Here is a 15,023-nt window from a genome sequence, read left to right as displayed (position 1 = left end):
TTTGTTATGGCCTATCTCTCTGTAGTCACCCTACTTTGGGCATTTTCATTTAGCTTGATCGGCGTTTATCTCGCCGGTCAAGTTGATTCTTGGTTCGCGGTTTGGATGCGCGTTGCATTAGCGAGCTTAGTATTTCTACCTTTGATCAGGTTTAAAACCGTTCCCGCTCCGTTGATCGCTAAGTTGATGACCATTGGTGGAATTCAACTGGGCCTGATGTACTGTTTCTACTATCAATCATTTTTACTGCTATCGGTTCCTGAAGTTTTGCTGTTTACGGTGTTTACACCAATCTACGTCACGCTGATCTACGATCTACTGAAAGGCCGCTTTTCTCCGTGGTACTTAGTGACGGCGGCCATTGCCGTAATCGGTGCCGTTTTTATTAAATTTGCGGCAATAAACGAGCACTTTTTGCTGGGCTTTTTGGTGGTGCAAGGGGCTAACCTCTGTTTTGCTATCGGCCAAGTGGCTTATAAATACCTCATGGAAAAAGAGACCATTACTTTAGCGCAACACAGCGTATTCGGTTATTTCTACTTAGGTGCATTGGTGGTAGCAAGCGTGGCATTTTTACTGTTTGGTAATAGTGAAAAACTGCCCACTACCTCTTTGCAATGGGGTATTTTGATCTACTTAGGGGTAATTGCTTCTGGGCTTGGTTACTTCGTGTGGAACAAAGGAGCCTGTTTAGTCAATGCAGGCGCATTAGCGATTATGAATAATGCGCTGGTTCCCGCCGGATTAGTGGTGAACATTCTGATTTGGAATCGCGACGTAGATTTAATCAGCCTTGCAATTGGCGGCGTGATCATTTTGTTCTCACTGTGGGTCAATGAAACTTGGGTAAAGCGCAAAGTCGCTGCCAGCCGTACTCACTGAATCAGGTTGAGCGTTAAAAACAACAAAGCCCGCAATCATCGCGGGCTTTGTTGTTGAAAAAGGGGCTATCGTGGCTCGGTTTAACTCACCATCTGTTTTCAGTAAACCATCTATTTTTAGTAAACTATCTGTTTTTAGTGAATCTGCCGTTGTAGTGAACGTTCACTAACCGAAGAAATTCGTTGATTCACATCGGCAAACTTTACTTGTAATGCAGGGTGTTTCTTTAACAGTTTTTGCTGCTGTTTCAGCACTTTTTCTAACTTCTTCAGTACTTTTTTTTGTTTTTTTAACGCTTTCTTGTTCTGTTTTTCCGATCGCTTGGCGGCCTTTTTACCTTTGTCCGTCATGCCATTTGACGTACCAGAGCGCAGTTGTTTCTTCCCTTCCGAAACAAGCTTTGTCGATGCACTCGGAATAGCAGCAGGCTTACACAGCGTGTTTTTATCCGATGATGAACGAGCACATGAGCGACAAAGAAATTTTGGCGCAGCCACAATCTGATGGATATCCCCAAGCTGGCTAGTAATATCGTGTCGGTTCAATTTGCATAAACGCTTATTCATGTACGCCTCGATCACGAATAGGAATAATTATTAGTTAGATATACAATTCCAAACACGATTAAGCAAGCACTAAATTACATCTATGGGCCACGAGATTTTCTCGCCAAAGCTAACGTATTGAATGCGTTAGATCATCGCCGCTTTCACATACACATCAAAACGATTTTTCTTGGTTTCAATCGCCATACTCGGCTTTTGTTTGTCTAACCAATCGGCATAGTCAGGACGCTTCACCACCACGCGTTTGGTCGCCAAACTCAAGGCTGGGTTTAATAATGCATCAGCATCCAAGTCAGCGCCCACCAGCGATTGAAAGACGCGCATCTCCTTTTTTACCAAAGCCGTTTGTTTTTTACTTTCCGGGTGCGGGTACATGGGGTCAAGATACACCACATCTGGCTTTACAAAATCTTCATCTTGCGCAAGTTTTTCGAGCGCATCATGACTCGAAGCGTGAAGTAACGACATTCGCTCGCTTACCCAGCCACCAATCTCCGCATCTTGCTTGGCACGCTCTAAACCATCATCGAGCAGCGCGGCCACAACGGGATGTCGCTCAACCATTTGCACTTTACAACCAAGCGAGGCCAATACAAAAGCATCACGACCTAACCCGGCCGTTGCATCTAACACGGTCGGTGTCGCTCCTTTGTTTAGTCCAGCAGCTTTGGCTATCGACTGACCTTTACCGCCACCAAATTTACGTCGGTGAGCAACCGCTCCCGTGACTAAATCGACATAAATAGCGCCGAGTTTAGGCTCATCCAGTTTACGCAACTCAAGACGATACTGAGTTAATACCAAGGCAAATGGGCTCTCAGCGCATGGTTTTAATCCCCAACGCGCGGCTAATGTATCCAAATGTGCTTGCTGAGCAGGAACTTCGCAAATCAGTTGTAGCTGCAAGTTAACTCCGAAACAAAGGAAATAATGAGGAGGCTTGAGTTTACCCAATTTTCACCGACGTGACTAAAGCTTATCGCTTTTCTTAAATGGCGGCTTACGAGAAACAACGACCAGTGATAAACTGAGCGAACCATTTCAATGATAAGGATGCTGTGATGCAAGCCACTACCGCTAAACTGGACGAACTCGACCGCGCCATTTTAAAAATTTTAATGGACGATGCACGTACGCCCTACGCAGAAATGGCCAAGCAGTTCAACGTTAGTCCTGCCACTATCCATGTTCGCATTGAAAAGATGAAATCGGCCGATATCATTCAGGGTACGGAAGTGATCGTCAATACCAAAAAATTGGGTTATGACGTGTGTTGTTTTATCGGTATCAATCTCAATGCCGCGCGAGACTACCATTCGGCGCTCGCCAAACTCAATGCGCTGGATGAAGTGGTGGAAGCCTATTACACCACAGGAGCCTATAATATTTTTGTGAAGTTAATGTGCCGCTCGATTGAGGAATTACAATTTGTGCTGATCGACAAATTACAGGCAATTGATGAAGTGCAATCCACAGAGACGCTTATTTCCTTGCAGAACCCGATTAACCGAAATGTGAATCCTTAATCACCAAAGCTGCAAACACCACGCAATAAAAAGCCCGAAACTAAATTCCGGGCTATGGCATCGGTACTGATAATAAATTATTTGTTCAGATAAGTTAAAAGCTCTTCAGCCGAAATACCCTGCTTTGCCAATTCCTTCGCCATGATTTCGACTTGCTCGCCTTTACGCGCTTCAATCACTTGTTGAAACTGAAAGACTAAATCACGCAGAACTGGTAGTGGTACTTGTTTGGCGGCACTGCGAATACGCTCACTACTTTGGTTGCCTAATTCATTCAGCAATTTTCCGAACATGACCTTTTCTGGAGACTCGTCGAGTTGTTCCCAAATTCGAGCCATTTCATAGGTTGTCATTGACATTGTTGTTTCGTTTCCAAAGTGCAATTGAAATAATTAAGTGGCTAAATATACACCCGTTAAAAAGAATATAAAACAGCAGGTGACAATTTATTAATTCACCACTAATTGATGCCAATAACGCCCTGCTTTAGAAAACAGGATAAACAACGCTGGCGCAATCAGCCACATTTGTAGTGCAATTAATATCTGAGGTTCTAACCCAACACGCTGCATGGTGCCAACTAACAGGCCAGCACCACTCATCTGAAACAAACCAAGCAGTGCCGCGGCGGTTCCTGCACGGTCACCAAATGGCGCCAGTGCTTTTCCTGCGGCCGCTCCCAGAATCCAAGCAAAACCGATTGATGACATAAAAATGGGCAGCATAAAGGCAATCGCCGTTTTCTGTTGTGCCAGCGCGACCATGGTAGTCCCCGCAATCAATAACGTGCCAATTCCAACCACCAGCGCCATATGGGTACCAAACCTATCCATAAATTTCGGCGCACTTAGGCAGGCAACGATATTAATGATGGCATTGAGTCCAAACCAGAAAGTAAATTCGTTCATGGTTAATCCATAACCTTCCATCAATACCACTGGGGCAGAAGTGACATAGGCTAAAATAACCGCCATCGCTAACATACATAATGAAGCATGGAAGAGAAAAGATGGTGTTTTCAATACGGACCAGTAACGCGATAACTTAAAGAACGCTTGCTGTTCGGTGGCTTGCGGGTTGGTTTCTTTCATACCAATCACCATCATTAAACCCGCGACCACGGCAAAACCAGCCATAAAGCTGAAGTTACTGCGCCAGCCAAATTGCTGAGTTACCCAACTACCAAGGATTGGCGCTAATGCAGGAATAAAACAGATTGCACCATTTAAGTAGCTGATCATTTTGCCGCTACGTTGTGGGCCAAAAATATCGCGAACTGTTGCAAAAGCCGCTACCGATGTCGCGCACGCACCGAAGCCTTGTAGTAGCCGAGCCATCAGCATCCATTCAATACTTTGAGCGGCCCACGCCAAGCAAGCACTCAATGCATAAATACTGATCCCTCCTAATGCAACAGTTCGACGGCCGAGTTTGTCCGCTAGCGGGCCAGCAAAGAGTTGACCGACTCCCATAGCAAACAGAAACCAAGTAATCGTATCTTGTGCATAAGCGTGTTCCACGTGAAACGTTTGAGAAATTTGCGGTAAAGCTGGTAGATAAATATCAATCGCTAACGGGCTAAACAGAACCAACAAAATCAGTAATGCCAATTGACGCTTGCTATGCGCGTCAGAGGTTATTTGCTTCACGAAACACTCCAGTAATGAGAAAGAACACACTTTTACAACTCGGCTATAATAGAGCAATGATGATATGAATAGAAATGGCTTATACTCATCACAATTATTCCCAAATGGAAATACAGATGAATATAGAAAAATTAGCCAGAATCGATCTTAATTTGCTTGTTTGTCTGTCCGTACTGCTAGAAGAACTGAACGTAACGCGCGCCGCCCATCGCCTCTGTTTGAGTCAATCTGCCGTCAGTAAATCGCTTGCCAAGCTTCGTCAGCAGTTTAATGACCCGTTGTTTATTCGTAATTCACATGGCTTAAAGGCCACACCGCAGGCGCTCTATCTCAAACCCAAACTCGACACCCTCATCAATCAGCTCGAGCTACTCACTCAACCACAACAGTTTTCACCACAAAGCAGTGAATACCGTTTTCATATTGCGGCAGTAGAAAGCGTCTACCCATTGATTCTCCCCCATTTTTTGCCCGCTATTTTCAGCCAAGGTCCAAATCTCAACATCAATACTCACTCTTGGAATGACCAAACCTTTAAGAAATTGCAGCTTGGTGAGTTGGATTTAGGCATTACCGGCAAGGACATTGATATCAATGATGCCAAATTAACGATGCTGCCACCCAGTGATATCTGTGAGCAAGAGATCTATCGAGATAGCCAAATGTGCGTGGTACGTAAAGACCACCCAGCATTACGAGACAATTGGACGTTAGAGCGCTATTTATCGCTACGTCACGTACAAGTACGCTGCGATGGTAATGATCGCTGGCTACTCGACTATCGCTTGGCGGATATCGGCCGAGAAAGGGACATCGCAATTACAGTACCGGATTTTAATAGTGCCGCCAGCCTTTGTACCTATACTGATTTTATCTTTACCGCGCCGAGCCACTTCACCCACCTAGTAGCTAAGCAGATGGATCTCGTCGTGTTGCCATTACCGATGGAATTTCCACCTATGGCTTATACGTTATTTTGGCACAGAGACAGAGAAAGTGACCCCGCATTGAGCTGGTTAAGGCAGATGATCCAAACCAAAACACTGCATCTCAGGTGAAGCTGCGGTTTGCGCCAGTTCGATAAAAAGAGTAGCTTATTGAAGCTCGTCCCCATCGCCACAACCCCATAGACACAATAATAAAGTCAGGGTTTGCTATGGATTTGCACAGCCCCCTACACCTACAACGGACGGTTATGAGAAAGGATATAACACAGATGCATGATTCAATCGCACAACGCGTATCAGCCTTACGTGGCTGGCTCACACAACAAGGGCTTGATGCCATCATCATTCCACACGAAGATGAATATCTCGGGGAATATGTACCGCAACACAACGAACGCCTGCATTGGTTAACTGGTTTTACTGGCTCGGCAGGCGCGGCTGTGGTCACCCACGATAACGCGGCTATTTTTGTGGATGGCCGCTATACCGTGCAAGTTCGTAAACAAGTGCCAGAGGCAACCTTTGAGTACCGTCACTTGATTGAAGAGCCCGTTCTTGATTGGCTCCAAAGCGCATTGGTCTCAGGTAGTAAAGTGGGATTTGATCCGCGCATGCATCGAGCAAGCTGGCTTAAAGCAGCACAGGCAAAATTATCTGATGAGTTACAGCTTATTGCCGTCGGCAGTAACCCAATCGATGAGTTATGGAAGGACCGTCCTAGCGCTGCAATTTCAGCAGTGCGCCTAATGGGTAATGAACTCGTCGGTATCAGTAGCCATGATAAGCGTGAGCAAATAGCCCATCAGCTGAGTAAGAAAAAGATTGATGCGGCGGTACTGACAGAACTTGATTCCATCTGCTGGCTGCTAAATATCCGTGGCCTTGATGTTTCCCGATTACCAGTCTTACTTTCCCATGCCATTATTTATGCTGACTCCAACGTCGATTTCTTCCTTGACCCTGCTCGTCTTCCTGCGGAATTTGACAAGCATATCGGTGGCGGCGTTCGCGTTCACCATCCAGATCAACTAGAAAAGCAGCTTAATTTACTCGCAGGTAAAAAAGTGATAATCGACCCTGCTACCAGTAATGCATGGTTTACGCTGACTTTACAAAATTCCGCTGCTGAAATCATTAATGACGCCGATCCGTGCTTACTGCTAAAGGCGGCAAAAAATGCAACCGAAGTCTCTGGAATGAAAGCGTGCCACGTGCGTGATGGTGTGGCGATGACGAAATTTCTTGCTTGGTTGGATAATGAAGTGGCTAGCCAAAGACTGCACGACGAAGGCTATTTATCTGACCGCTTACAAGCATTTAGAGAGGAAGACCCAACTCTAGCCGATCTTAGTTTTGATACTATTTCAGCGGCAGGCAGTAATGCAGCTATGTGCCATTACAACCACATCAACCAAGTAAAACCAGGACAATTAGCTCAAGACTCACTTTATCTTGTCGATTCTGGCGGCCAATATTGTGATGGTACGACTGACATTACGCGTACCATTGCTATTGGTAACCCCAGTGAAGAGATGAAAAAACAGTTCACTTTAGTGCTTAAAGGTCATATTGCACTAGCCAGAGCACGCTTTCCAAAAGGCACTTGTGGTCATCAGCTTGATGTACTTGCCCGTCAGCACCTATGGGCTAATGGCTTCGATTATGATCATGGCACTGGTCATGGAGTCGGCCACTTTTTGAGTGTCCATGAAGGGCCACAACGCATCAGCAAAGTTTTCAACAACGTCGCACTGCTTCCGGGTATGGTACTGTCGAACGAGCCCGGTTATTACCGTGCCGATGCGTTTGGCATTCGTATAGAAAACTTAGAACTGGTGGTCGAAGTTGAAACACAAGGTGATTTCTCTGTGTTGGGGTTTGAGTCACTCACGCGTTGCCCGATTGATAAGCGCGCGATCAACATCAATATGTTAACTCGACCAGAGCTCACATGGTTAAATGACTACCATCAAAAAGTATGGGATCAAGTTAGCCCACTCGTTGAGGGTGATAACAAAGCGTGGTTGCGCCAAGCGACGCTACCTATTGAGCATAATTAAACTTCAACATGATAGAACAAATGCGCTGTAGGTAGTTTCTCTGTAGTAACTTAACCTAGAAAGATGAAAGGCGACCTCGAGTCGCCTTTACTTTAACTTATGATTCTCTTAACTCGAACTCACCTTAATTAGCTAAATCATCATACTTTAATGCATCCATATGTTTCACGTGAAACGTGCAAGCCATAACCTCATCCAGAATAGGCAGCATGCCAATCTCGCCACACGACTTCAAAACCTTGCCCTTTAACAGCGGCGGCAACTTGTGCGGCTGTACGTTCATCGCTAATCACAAATTGCTCAAGTTCGGTCTCTTGCATTGCATAACCTCCAGGCTGTGTTTTTGATCCCGCCGATATGCTGGTGATCCCAAGTGGGATGAGCTTATCCCTAAAGTGCGCCGATTCGCGGGTAGAAAGCGAGAGTTCCACTTCTGAATTTAGCAAGCGAAATGCACAGATGAGCTGAACCAGTTGCTTGTCAGACATAACCGATTTAGGTTGCAGACCACCTTCACAAGGTCGCAAGCGAGGAAACGAAATCGAATAGCGCGTCTTCCAATATCTCTTTTCAAGATAATCCAGGTGAGCGGCCACGTAAAAACAATCGGCCCGCCAATCTTCCAAGCCAATCAAAGCGCCAAGACCAATCTTATCAATCCCTGCCCGGGCAAGTCGGTCCGGTGTTTCAAGGCGAAAGTTAAAATCCATTTTGTTGCCTCGCAGATGATGTAAAGCGTAAGTCGATGGATGATAAGTCTCTTGATATACCATTACCGCATCTAAACCTAAGCTCTTTAGCTCCGCATACTGCGCTTGCTGAAGCGGTTGAACCTCCATAGCAACATAGCTGACTTCACGCTTTATCAACGGCAGTATCTGCCGGAAATAGTTCATGCCTACTTTGGTTTCATGCTCACCGGTTACCAACAACACATTATCAAACTGCATTTGCTTGATAACTGCCAATTCACGTTCAACTTCATGCAAACTTAATGTACGCCGCTTAATGCGATTCTCCATCGAAAATCCACAATAAGTGCACGCATTGGCACACAAATTTGAAAGATAAAGCGGGATATAAAAAGAAAGAGTATTGCCAAAGCGTTGCCTCGTCAGTGCGTAAGAAAGTTGCGCTAACTGCTCGATATAAGGCTCAGCAGCAGGAGAGATTAATGCCTTAAAATCCTCCAAATCGCGCTTCTCTTTATGCAATGCTCGCTCGACATCTGACGCTGTTTTGGAACGGATTGATAACGCAATATCGTCCCAATCGAGTTGTTTGAAACGTTCTAAAAAGCTCATCGCTATTGATCCAAAAATGCAGTTAGAGGGCTGGATGCGATAGCATGATGAACCTGAGTTGCAAGCCCAGCCTCATAAGCCATTCGACCCGACTCCACCGCCAACTTAAATGCCAACGCCATTTGTATCGGATCGCGCGCGGCCGCAATTGCGGTGTTAACTAAGACAGCATCCGCGCCCAATTCCATCGCAAAAGCCGCATGCGAAGGCGCGCCAATACCGGCATCAATAATCACGGGTACACGAGCTTGGTTGATGATGATTTCTAAAAAATCTCGTGAGACCAGCCCCTTATTCGATCCAATTGGCGCACCTAATGGCATTACGGCCGCGCACCCCACTTCCTCTAAACGCTTACACAACACGGGGTCAGCATGGCAATAAGGTAATACGATAAATCCATCTTTCACTAATTGTTCCGCTGCCTTTAACGTTTCGATAGGGTCAGGCATCAGATACTTAGGATCGGGATGAATTTCTAGCTTCAGCCAAGATGTCGATAACGCTTCACGCGCTAAATGGGCAGCAAAAATCGCATCATTCGCATTTTTCGCACCCGATGTATTGGGTAAGAGATTGACGCCTGACTCGATAAGTGGCGCTAAAATATCATCATTTAATTGGTTAAGATCGACTCGCTTTAATGCCATCGTCGCCATTTGTGAACCAGATATGGCAATAGCTTTTGTCATTAACTCTCGGTTGGCAAATTTCCCCGTACCAGTGAACAGGCGAGATTCAAACTGTTTATTCGCTATCGTTAACATTTAGCCTCCTGCAATGGCTTGAAACAGCGATATTTGATCGCCTTCACTTAATAGGGTCGTTGACCACGCACTACGTGGCACCACGCTCTGATTCAGGGCAAACACACAACCGGTAATAGCGATAGAAAGCAGTTTGGTGAGATCCGTAATACTGGTTCCCGCTGAAACTTGATGAAACTGCTGATTAATCTTGATGGTTATATCTGACATGTGGCTTCTCCCTTCATCTGATCAGCCTGTGGGTACCCACACACCTCGCACTGAGGATCTTTAACAACATTTAAGGTTTGGAATTGAAACAAATGAGCATCAAACAGTGCCAGTTGGTTAGCATTACGCATCGTCTGTCGAGTCAATATCATGATGGCTTGTAAAGCTTGCAGGGTTCCGATGATTCCGACGACAGGCCCCAGAATACCGAATTCATTACAACGCTGCGCGGTAGGCAGTTCGCTATCAGGCACTAAACAGTGATAACAAGGTGACAACGGCAGTTGATCAAAAGCAATGACTTGCCCCTTCCATCCAATAGCCGAACCTGAAATCAATGGCTTAATTAGTTTACGGCACAACTGGTTAATTTGCTGACGACTGTGGATGTTATCCGTGCAGTCAAGAACGACATCAGCATTCAGCACTTCCAGTTCGAGCTGAGTACCAATAAGGCGTTTAGATATCGCTCTTACTCTGCAATCAGGGTTGATGGCTTTAATTTGCTCTGCCATCGCATCGACTTTGGTTTGACCAATTTGCCTCTCTCGGTAGATCACCTGCCGAGGTAAGTTGCTGCTTTCAACTCGGTCATCATCCACTATTACCAGTTGTCCAATACCAGCACTCGCCAAATACAAAACGGCCGCAGACCCTAAACCACCACAACCAATAACCAGCACTCGGCTATCAAGTAAATATTGCTGTCCATTCTCACCTATTTCAGGAAGCGCAAGTTGTCTTTGATAACGGATAAATTGCGCATCAGAAAGCATAATTACATACCTCCTCAGCACTACTTGGTAATCGGTTTTGTATGATTCGATTGAAACTATCAATGACCAACTGAGGTGATTTTGCTTCTGTCACTGCACGTACAACGGCCAAGCCTGATACATCGCACTGCCAAACTTGCAATGCGTTCTCTAGGTTAATTCCGCCAATTGCAACTGTGGGTATTTTTGCACTTACAACTTCATCTGAGTTGGCGGCACAACTTAAACTCTCAATTAGCTGCTGGTAAAGTTTCAACCTAACAAGCCCCTGTGGCTTAGAGGGCATAATTTTGGTGGTGGTTGGGAATATGTGACCCAAAGCGATATAGCTGGGATTTAGTGAAGTGATGTTCAGAATCTCATAATAGCCGTGAGTTGAAATGCCTAAACAGATCCCAGCTTGAGCAATTTGTGCTAAATCTGCATTGGTGAGATCTTCTTGTCCAAGATGAATGCCAAAAGCACCATGCTTTATCGCAAGCTGCCAATGATCATTAATAAAAACCTGTGCTTGATAGGCTTGTCCAAGCTCAATAGCGGCGATAATTTGTGATTCGAGATCAGGATGTGTTGAATCTTTTATTCGCAGTTGGATTGTCTTTACATCAAACTTCAATAACCGCTCGACCCACTCAGCGCTATCCACAACAGGGTAAAGGCCAATATTTTTGTCTATCTTTGGAAAACAGATATTATTTTGTTTATCGTCAGCAAAGATGCCAGCTGCTGAATGTAGTAGCTGAGGAAAATATCGGCTATCTGTTGGCCATGTTTCACGTGAAACACTCATTGCCGCGCGAGTAACCACTAAAGCATCCTCTAGTGGAAAGTCGAGACACAACAATGATAGAACCCAAGCAAAGTGCTCACTCTTTGCATCAGCAGCATGAGCATTCGTAGAATATCTTATACGACGCAGCTCTTCTCCGTGATACCACTCATCGACATAGTCGTGTGAGTCAGCATCTATAAGCCCTATTTTGACCAAACAAGTTTCTCGTTTCTGGGAGTGATCGAATGGCATTTGAGCGCAAAAATTGACTTGGTATTGCAAGAATAAATTGGGCTTATCAGTTAAAGCACTTAGCGCATCTTCGCACGAGGCTAAGCAATCACTGCCAATCAAAGATGAGCATGACGGCGTTACTAATTGACAATATAAAGTTGGGCTGGCACCCAAATAAATATCATCGATATCAAAACCATGATGCTTGGCCAATAGCAAAACCTGTTGTACTTGAGCTGTCAACGCAATGTCATCACGGGGGATAAGTAATTGAATCATCTAATTACTCCTCGCTAACGACTGACCGTTGACTAACAGCAGGGTGATAAAGCTCTGATCCTGAGGCTTTAAACTCTTGCGATTTCTGTCTCATGCCTTGTAACGGGTCATCTAGCAGCGTAACGGAAATGAGCGCATCAGCAGCAACTTGCTTGGTATCTAGCGCATACTCTCGAACCTCTTGAGAGATTTTCATCGAGCAGAATTTCGGCCCGCACATTGAGCAAAAATGCGCGACTTTACCAGACTCTTGCGGAAGAGTTTCATCGTGAAAAGTACGCGCTGTAACTGGGTCTAATGCAAGATTGAATTGGTCTTCCCAACGAAACTCAAAACGTGCTTTCGATAAAGCATTATCGCGCACTTGTGCTCCCGGGTGCCCTTTCGCAAGGTCTGCAGCATGTGCTGCCAATTTATAAGTAATTAAACCCGTTTTAACATCTTCTTTGTTTGGTAAACCAAGGTGCTCTTTCGGTGTTACATAGCAAAGCATCGCGCAACCATACCAGCCAATCATCGCAGCGCCAATGCCGGAAGTGATGTGATCATATCCCGGAGCAATATCGGTAGTTAATGGGCCCAAGGTATAGAATGGCGCTTCATGGCAATGCTTTAATTGTTCATCCATATTCTCTTTAATCAAATGCATGGGGATATGACCAGGACCTTCAATAATGACCTGTACATCATATTCCCACGCTATTTTGGTCAACTCACCTAAAGTGCGCAGCTCTGCAAATTGTGCTTCATCGTTAGCATCGGCAATGGATCCTGGCCGTAGTCCATCCCCTAAGGAAAGGGCAACGTCATACTTGGCGCAAATTTCACAAATTTCACGGAAATGAGTGTAAAGAAAACTCTCGGTATGATGGGCTAAACACCATTTAGCGATAATAGAGCCGCCACGCGAAACGATACCAGTAACACGTTTCGCGGTCATTGGCACATAACGAAGCAACAAACCAGCATGAATTGTAAAGTAATCAACACCTTGCTCCGCTTGCTCAAGTAAGGTATCGCGCATTACTTCCCATGATAAATCCTCCGCAATACCATTTACTTTTTCCAATGCTTGATACATGGGCACAGTGCCAATCGGTACGGGGCTATTACGCAAAATCCATTCTCGAGTTTCGTGAATATTGCGCCCAGTAGAAAGATCCATCACGGTATCCCCACCCCAGCGGGTTGCCCATACCAATTTTTCAACCTCTTCTTCAATTGATGAAGAGACGGATGAGTTACCGATATTCGCATTCACTTTGACGAGAAAATTACGACCAATGATCATCGGCTCTGATTCTGGATGGTTAATATTCGACGGTATAATGGCTCGTCCTTCAGCAACTTCACGACGCACAAACTCAGGAGTTATTTGCTTTGGTAGATTAGCCCCCAAATGAATCCCTGCATGTTGCTGGTTCAGTTGTGCATCCATACACTCTCCACGTCGCGTATTTTCGCGAATGGCAATGTATTCCATTTCGGGTGTGATAACACCTTGCCGCGCATAATGAAGTTGAGTAACGCACTTCCCTTTCTTTGCTCGGCGTATAGCAGGCAGGTTCCCATAACGCAGTTCGTCCAATGTATCATCAGATAAACGTTCTTTAGTGTAAGCAGAACTGACCTCATCAAGCCACTCGGTATCATCCCGCTCAGCGATCCATTTTTCCCTTAATTTAGGCAAACCTTGATATAAGTCGATAGTATGAGATGGGTCGGTATAGACACCTGAAGTGTCATAAACACATATAGATTCATTCGGTTGATAAATCGGTGAGGACTTTGTGCCTCCGACCAAGCTGTCAGCTAGTTTAATCTCACGCATTGGCACGCGGATATCCGAACGTGAACCAGTAATATAGATTTTAGAGGAATTTGGGTAGGGTTCGACAGACAATGTGTCAATGAATTGTTTGGCTTCCAGTCTCGCTTGTTTGCGACTCGACATAGCATCTTCCTTTTTTGTACTAGGGATAAATGCTTGACGGATTAATGCACAAGAGTTGATCAAAATAGAGTTTTGATCTTAAGGATATAACGCTAGATAGATCACTAGCAGGTTATATTCTCTTGTTCCCTTCGCAGGTATTAGCCTGATCAGGTTCAACGGATCCCGAAAATACGGTCTCAGCCTTATGGCACTCCGACAAGTTGAATCACGATTATAGGGAAAGACTATCCATTAACCAAGATGAAATTGTGATTTCGTTAACTTCTCATCAACAACTGAAAACCTATCCAAGCCGCTGAGATACTTAGCACGACGTTTAATAAGACATTAACACCCATTTTCAGAAAGGCTCCTTGCTGCATCAGCAGCACATTATCCATAGAGAATGTAGAAAATGTGGTTAATGCACCCAAGAAACCCAAACCAATAATCTGGCGCCATGGCTCAGTTGTAAGTAATTCACTCTCAAAAGCAGCGATCAATAATCCCATAATAAATGAGCCGACAACGTTGACCATCAGCGTTCCATAAGGGAATCCACGCCCTAATAACTGAACACTTAGCTCGGTAACCAAATAACGAGCGCACGCACCAAATGCACCACCTAATGCAATAAAACCTAAAATAGACAGCTGTCCCATAACGAATTCCTAAAAGTAACCGTCGTTATTTTAACCGCTAAGCATAATAAATCGAACCTAATTACTAAAATAATCAAGGAAAGTTATGCTGATAATCTAGTGCTTTTAAAAAGTTACATCCGTCACTTACTGAGTAAATGGATAAGCTAAACCGCTCTTATACCAATCTAAGAAAAAATATGATCTAATTGAGGCTATTTCACGCTCGGGATCGCTTTCTTGGATACAGCTTGAGTACAGAGAGCTGGCCACAAAAATGTGCCGAAGGAATGAGGTAAACGGAATTAGTTAATTTTTCGGATTACTATCATAGAGGAAGTGAACAGATAGCAAAAAGCCTCAGCATTTCTGCGGAGGCTTGATAGATGGCAGGGGTGGAGAGATTCGAACTCCCAACACGCGGATTTGGAATCCGCTGCTCTGCCAGTTGGAGCTACACCCCTAAATAATTTA

The 15,023-nt window shown here is 44.9% G+C and carries 15 protein-coding genes, 1 tRNA gene and 1 riboswitch; of the genes, 4 read left to right on the top strand and 12 right to left on the bottom strand.

The annotated features are described in order from the left end of the window. Window positions 1-6: 6 nt before the first annotated feature. A complete protein-coding gene (locus tag AACQ75_RS04445) occupies window positions 7-882 on the top strand; it encodes a carboxylate/amino acid/amine transporter (protein WP_170889598.1) in 876 nt (291 codons plus the stop codon). A 134-nt stretch (window positions 883-1,016) separates the two neighbouring features. Here the strand turns inward: AACQ75_RS04445 and AACQ75_RS04440 are convergent, their stop codons facing one another. Together AACQ75_RS04440 and AACQ75_RS04435 are read right to left on the bottom strand one after the other, a co-directional pair. Continuing rightward, a complete protein-coding gene (locus AACQ75_RS04440; RefSeq protein WP_013855620.1) occupies window positions 1,017-1,463 on the bottom strand; it encodes a hypothetical protein in 447 nt (148 codons plus the stop codon). 111 nt (window positions 1,464-1,574) lie between these two features. Continuing rightward, a complete protein-coding gene (locus AACQ75_RS04435) occupies window positions 1,575-2,354 on the bottom strand; it encodes a class I SAM-dependent methyltransferase (protein WP_010319578.1) in 780 nt (259 codons plus the stop codon). A 155-nt stretch (window positions 2,355-2,509) separates the two neighbouring features. Here AACQ75_RS04435 and asnC point away from each other — a divergent pair, with 155 nt between their 5' ends. Further along, entirely contained in the window at window positions 2,510-2,974 is a 465-nt protein-coding gene (gene asnC, locus AACQ75_RS04430; RefSeq protein WP_010319577.1) for a transcriptional regulator AsnC, read from the top strand. Window positions 2,975-3,051: 77 nt separating this feature from the next. On the opposite strand, the gene tsrA is transcribed toward asnC, so the two are convergent. Then, a complete protein-coding gene (gene tsrA / locus AACQ75_RS04425; protein ID WP_017044523.1) occupies window positions 3,052-3,333 on the bottom strand; it encodes an H-NS-like global regulator TsrA in 282 nt (93 codons plus the stop codon). Between the two features lie 90 nt (window positions 3,334-3,423). Next, window positions 3,424-4,623: a multidrug effflux MFS transporter gene (locus tag AACQ75_RS04420; protein ID WP_339605550.1), complete on the bottom strand. Its 1,200-nt coding sequence runs from the start codon at window positions 4,621-4,623 to the stop codon at window positions 3,424-3,426. A gap of 116 nt (window positions 4,624-4,739) precedes the next feature. Between AACQ75_RS04420 and AACQ75_RS04415 the strand changes: the two genes are divergently transcribed. Beyond that, the gene (locus AACQ75_RS04415) at window positions 4,740-5,681 is read left to right on the top strand and encodes a LysR family transcriptional regulator (RefSeq protein WP_026027502.1); all 942 of its coding nucleotides are present in this window, start codon (window positions 4,740-4,742) and stop codon (window positions 5,679-5,681) included. Between the two features lie 158 nt (window positions 5,682-5,839). Then, window positions 5,840-7,630, top strand: coding sequence for an aminopeptidase P family protein (locus tag AACQ75_RS04410; RefSeq protein WP_170889594.1), 1,791 nt, complete (start codon window positions 5,840-5,842; stop codon window positions 7,628-7,630). A gap of 191 nt (window positions 7,631-7,821) precedes the next feature. Here AACQ75_RS04410 and thiH read toward each other — a convergent pair whose 3' ends face one another. The 8 genes from thiH to AACQ75_RS04370 all read right to left on the bottom strand — a co-directional run bounded on the left by thiH (window position 7,822) and on the right by AACQ75_RS04370 (window position 15,013). After that, the gene (gene thiH / locus AACQ75_RS04405) at window positions 7,822-8,934 is read right to left on the bottom strand and encodes a 2-iminoacetate synthase ThiH (RefSeq protein WP_088721462.1); all 1,113 of its coding nucleotides are present in this window, start codon (window positions 8,932-8,934) and stop codon (window positions 7,822-7,824) included. Window positions 8,935-8,936: 2 nt separating this feature from the next. After that, window positions 8,937-9,701 carry a thiazole synthase gene (locus AACQ75_RS04400; protein ID WP_096036770.1) on the bottom strand — a complete coding sequence of 255 codons (765 nt, stop codon included), beginning with the start codon at window positions 9,699-9,701 and terminating at the stop codon, window positions 8,937-8,939. Further along, window positions 9,702-9,911 (bottom strand): sulfur carrier protein ThiS, encoded by a 210-nt coding sequence (gene thiS / locus AACQ75_RS04395; RefSeq protein ID WP_094133308.1) that lies wholly within the window; start codon window positions 9,909-9,911, stop codon window positions 9,702-9,704. Continuing rightward, window positions 9,899-10,687, bottom strand: a complete 789-nt coding sequence (locus AACQ75_RS04390; RefSeq protein WP_170889592.1) for a HesA/MoeB/ThiF family protein — start codon at window positions 10,685-10,687, stop codon at window positions 9,899-9,901. The genes thiS and AACQ75_RS04390 overlap by 13 nt, the downstream gene beginning before the upstream one ends. Next, window positions 10,677-11,972: a thiamine phosphate synthase gene (thiE, locus tag AACQ75_RS04385; RefSeq protein ID WP_170889590.1), complete on the bottom strand. Its 1,296-nt coding sequence runs from the start codon at window positions 11,970-11,972 to the stop codon at window positions 10,677-10,679. The genes AACQ75_RS04390 and thiE overlap by 11 nt, the downstream gene beginning before the upstream one ends. A 4-nt stretch (window positions 11,973-11,976) precedes the next feature. Further along, window positions 11,977-13,926, bottom strand: coding sequence for a phosphomethylpyrimidine synthase ThiC (gene thiC / locus AACQ75_RS04380; RefSeq protein ID WP_170889588.1), 1,950 nt, complete (start codon window positions 13,924-13,926; stop codon window positions 11,977-11,979). Window positions 13,927-14,035: 109 nt separating this feature from the next. After that, a riboswitch (TPP riboswitch) is annotated at window positions 14,036-14,134 on the bottom strand. A 52-nt stretch (window positions 14,135-14,186) separates the two neighbouring features. After that, window positions 14,187-14,570, bottom strand: a complete 384-nt coding sequence (crcB, locus tag AACQ75_RS04375; protein ID WP_170889586.1) for a fluoride efflux transporter CrcB — start codon at window positions 14,568-14,570, stop codon at window positions 14,187-14,189. A 366-nt stretch (window positions 14,571-14,936) separates the two neighbouring features. Next, window positions 14,937-15,013, bottom strand: a tRNA-Trp gene (locus tag AACQ75_RS04370). Window positions 15,014-15,023 lie beyond the last annotated feature (10 nt).

It is taken from the genome of Vibrio sp. B1-2 (assembly GCF_963888445.1).
In the GTDB taxonomy this organism is placed as follows: Bacteria; Pseudomonadota; Gammaproteobacteria; order Enterobacterales; family Vibrionaceae; genus Vibrio; species Vibrio anguillarum.
The sequence above is the reverse complement of the archived record's forward strand: the minus strand, read 5'-3'. Positions and strand labels throughout refer to the sequence as shown.

What these genes read in the sequence shown, in the direction of transcription:
- AACQ75_RS04445 (WP_170889598.1), top strand. Translation starts at nt 7, where the DNA reads ATGGCCTATCTCTCTGTAGTCACCCTACTTTGGGCATTTTCATTTAGC.
- asnC (WP_010319577.1), top strand. Translation starts at nt 2,510, where the DNA reads ATGCAAGCCACTACCGCTAAACTGGACGAACTCGACCGCGCCATTTTA.
- tsrA (WP_017044523.1), bottom strand. Translation starts at nt 3,333, where the DNA reads ATGTCAATGACAACCTATGAAATGGCTCGAATTTGGGAACAACTCGAC.
- AACQ75_RS04415 (WP_026027502.1), top strand. Translation starts at nt 4,740, where the DNA reads ATGAATATAGAAAAATTAGCCAGAATCGATCTTAATTTGCTTGTTTGT.
- AACQ75_RS04410 (WP_170889594.1), top strand. Translation starts at nt 5,840, where the DNA reads ATGCATGATTCAATCGCACAACGCGTATCAGCCTTACGTGGCTGGCTC.
- thiH (WP_088721462.1), bottom strand. Translation starts at nt 8,934, where the DNA reads ATGAGCTTTTTAGAACGTTTCAAACAACTCGATTGGGACGATATTGCG.
- AACQ75_RS04400 (WP_096036770.1), bottom strand. Translation starts at nt 9,701, where the DNA reads ATGTTAACGATAGCGAATAAACAGTTTGAATCTCGCCTGTTCACTGGT.
- thiS (WP_094133308.1), bottom strand. Translation starts at nt 9,911, where the DNA reads ATGTCAGATATAACCATCAAGATTAATCAGCAGTTTCATCAAGTTTCA.
- AACQ75_RS04390 (WP_170889592.1), bottom strand. Translation starts at nt 10,687, where the DNA reads ATGCTTTCTGATGCGCAATTTATCCGTTATCAAAGACAACTTGCGCTT.
- thiE (WP_170889590.1), bottom strand. Translation starts at nt 11,972, where the DNA reads ATGATTCAATTACTTATCCCCCGTGATGACATTGCGTTGACAGCTCAA.
- thiC (WP_170889588.1), bottom strand. Translation starts at nt 13,926, where the DNA reads ATGTCGAGTCGCAAACAAGCGAGACTGGAAGCCAAACAATTCATTGAC.
- crcB (WP_170889586.1), bottom strand. Translation starts at nt 14,570, where the DNA reads ATGGGACAGCTGTCTATTTTAGGTTTTATTGCATTAGGTGGTGCATTT.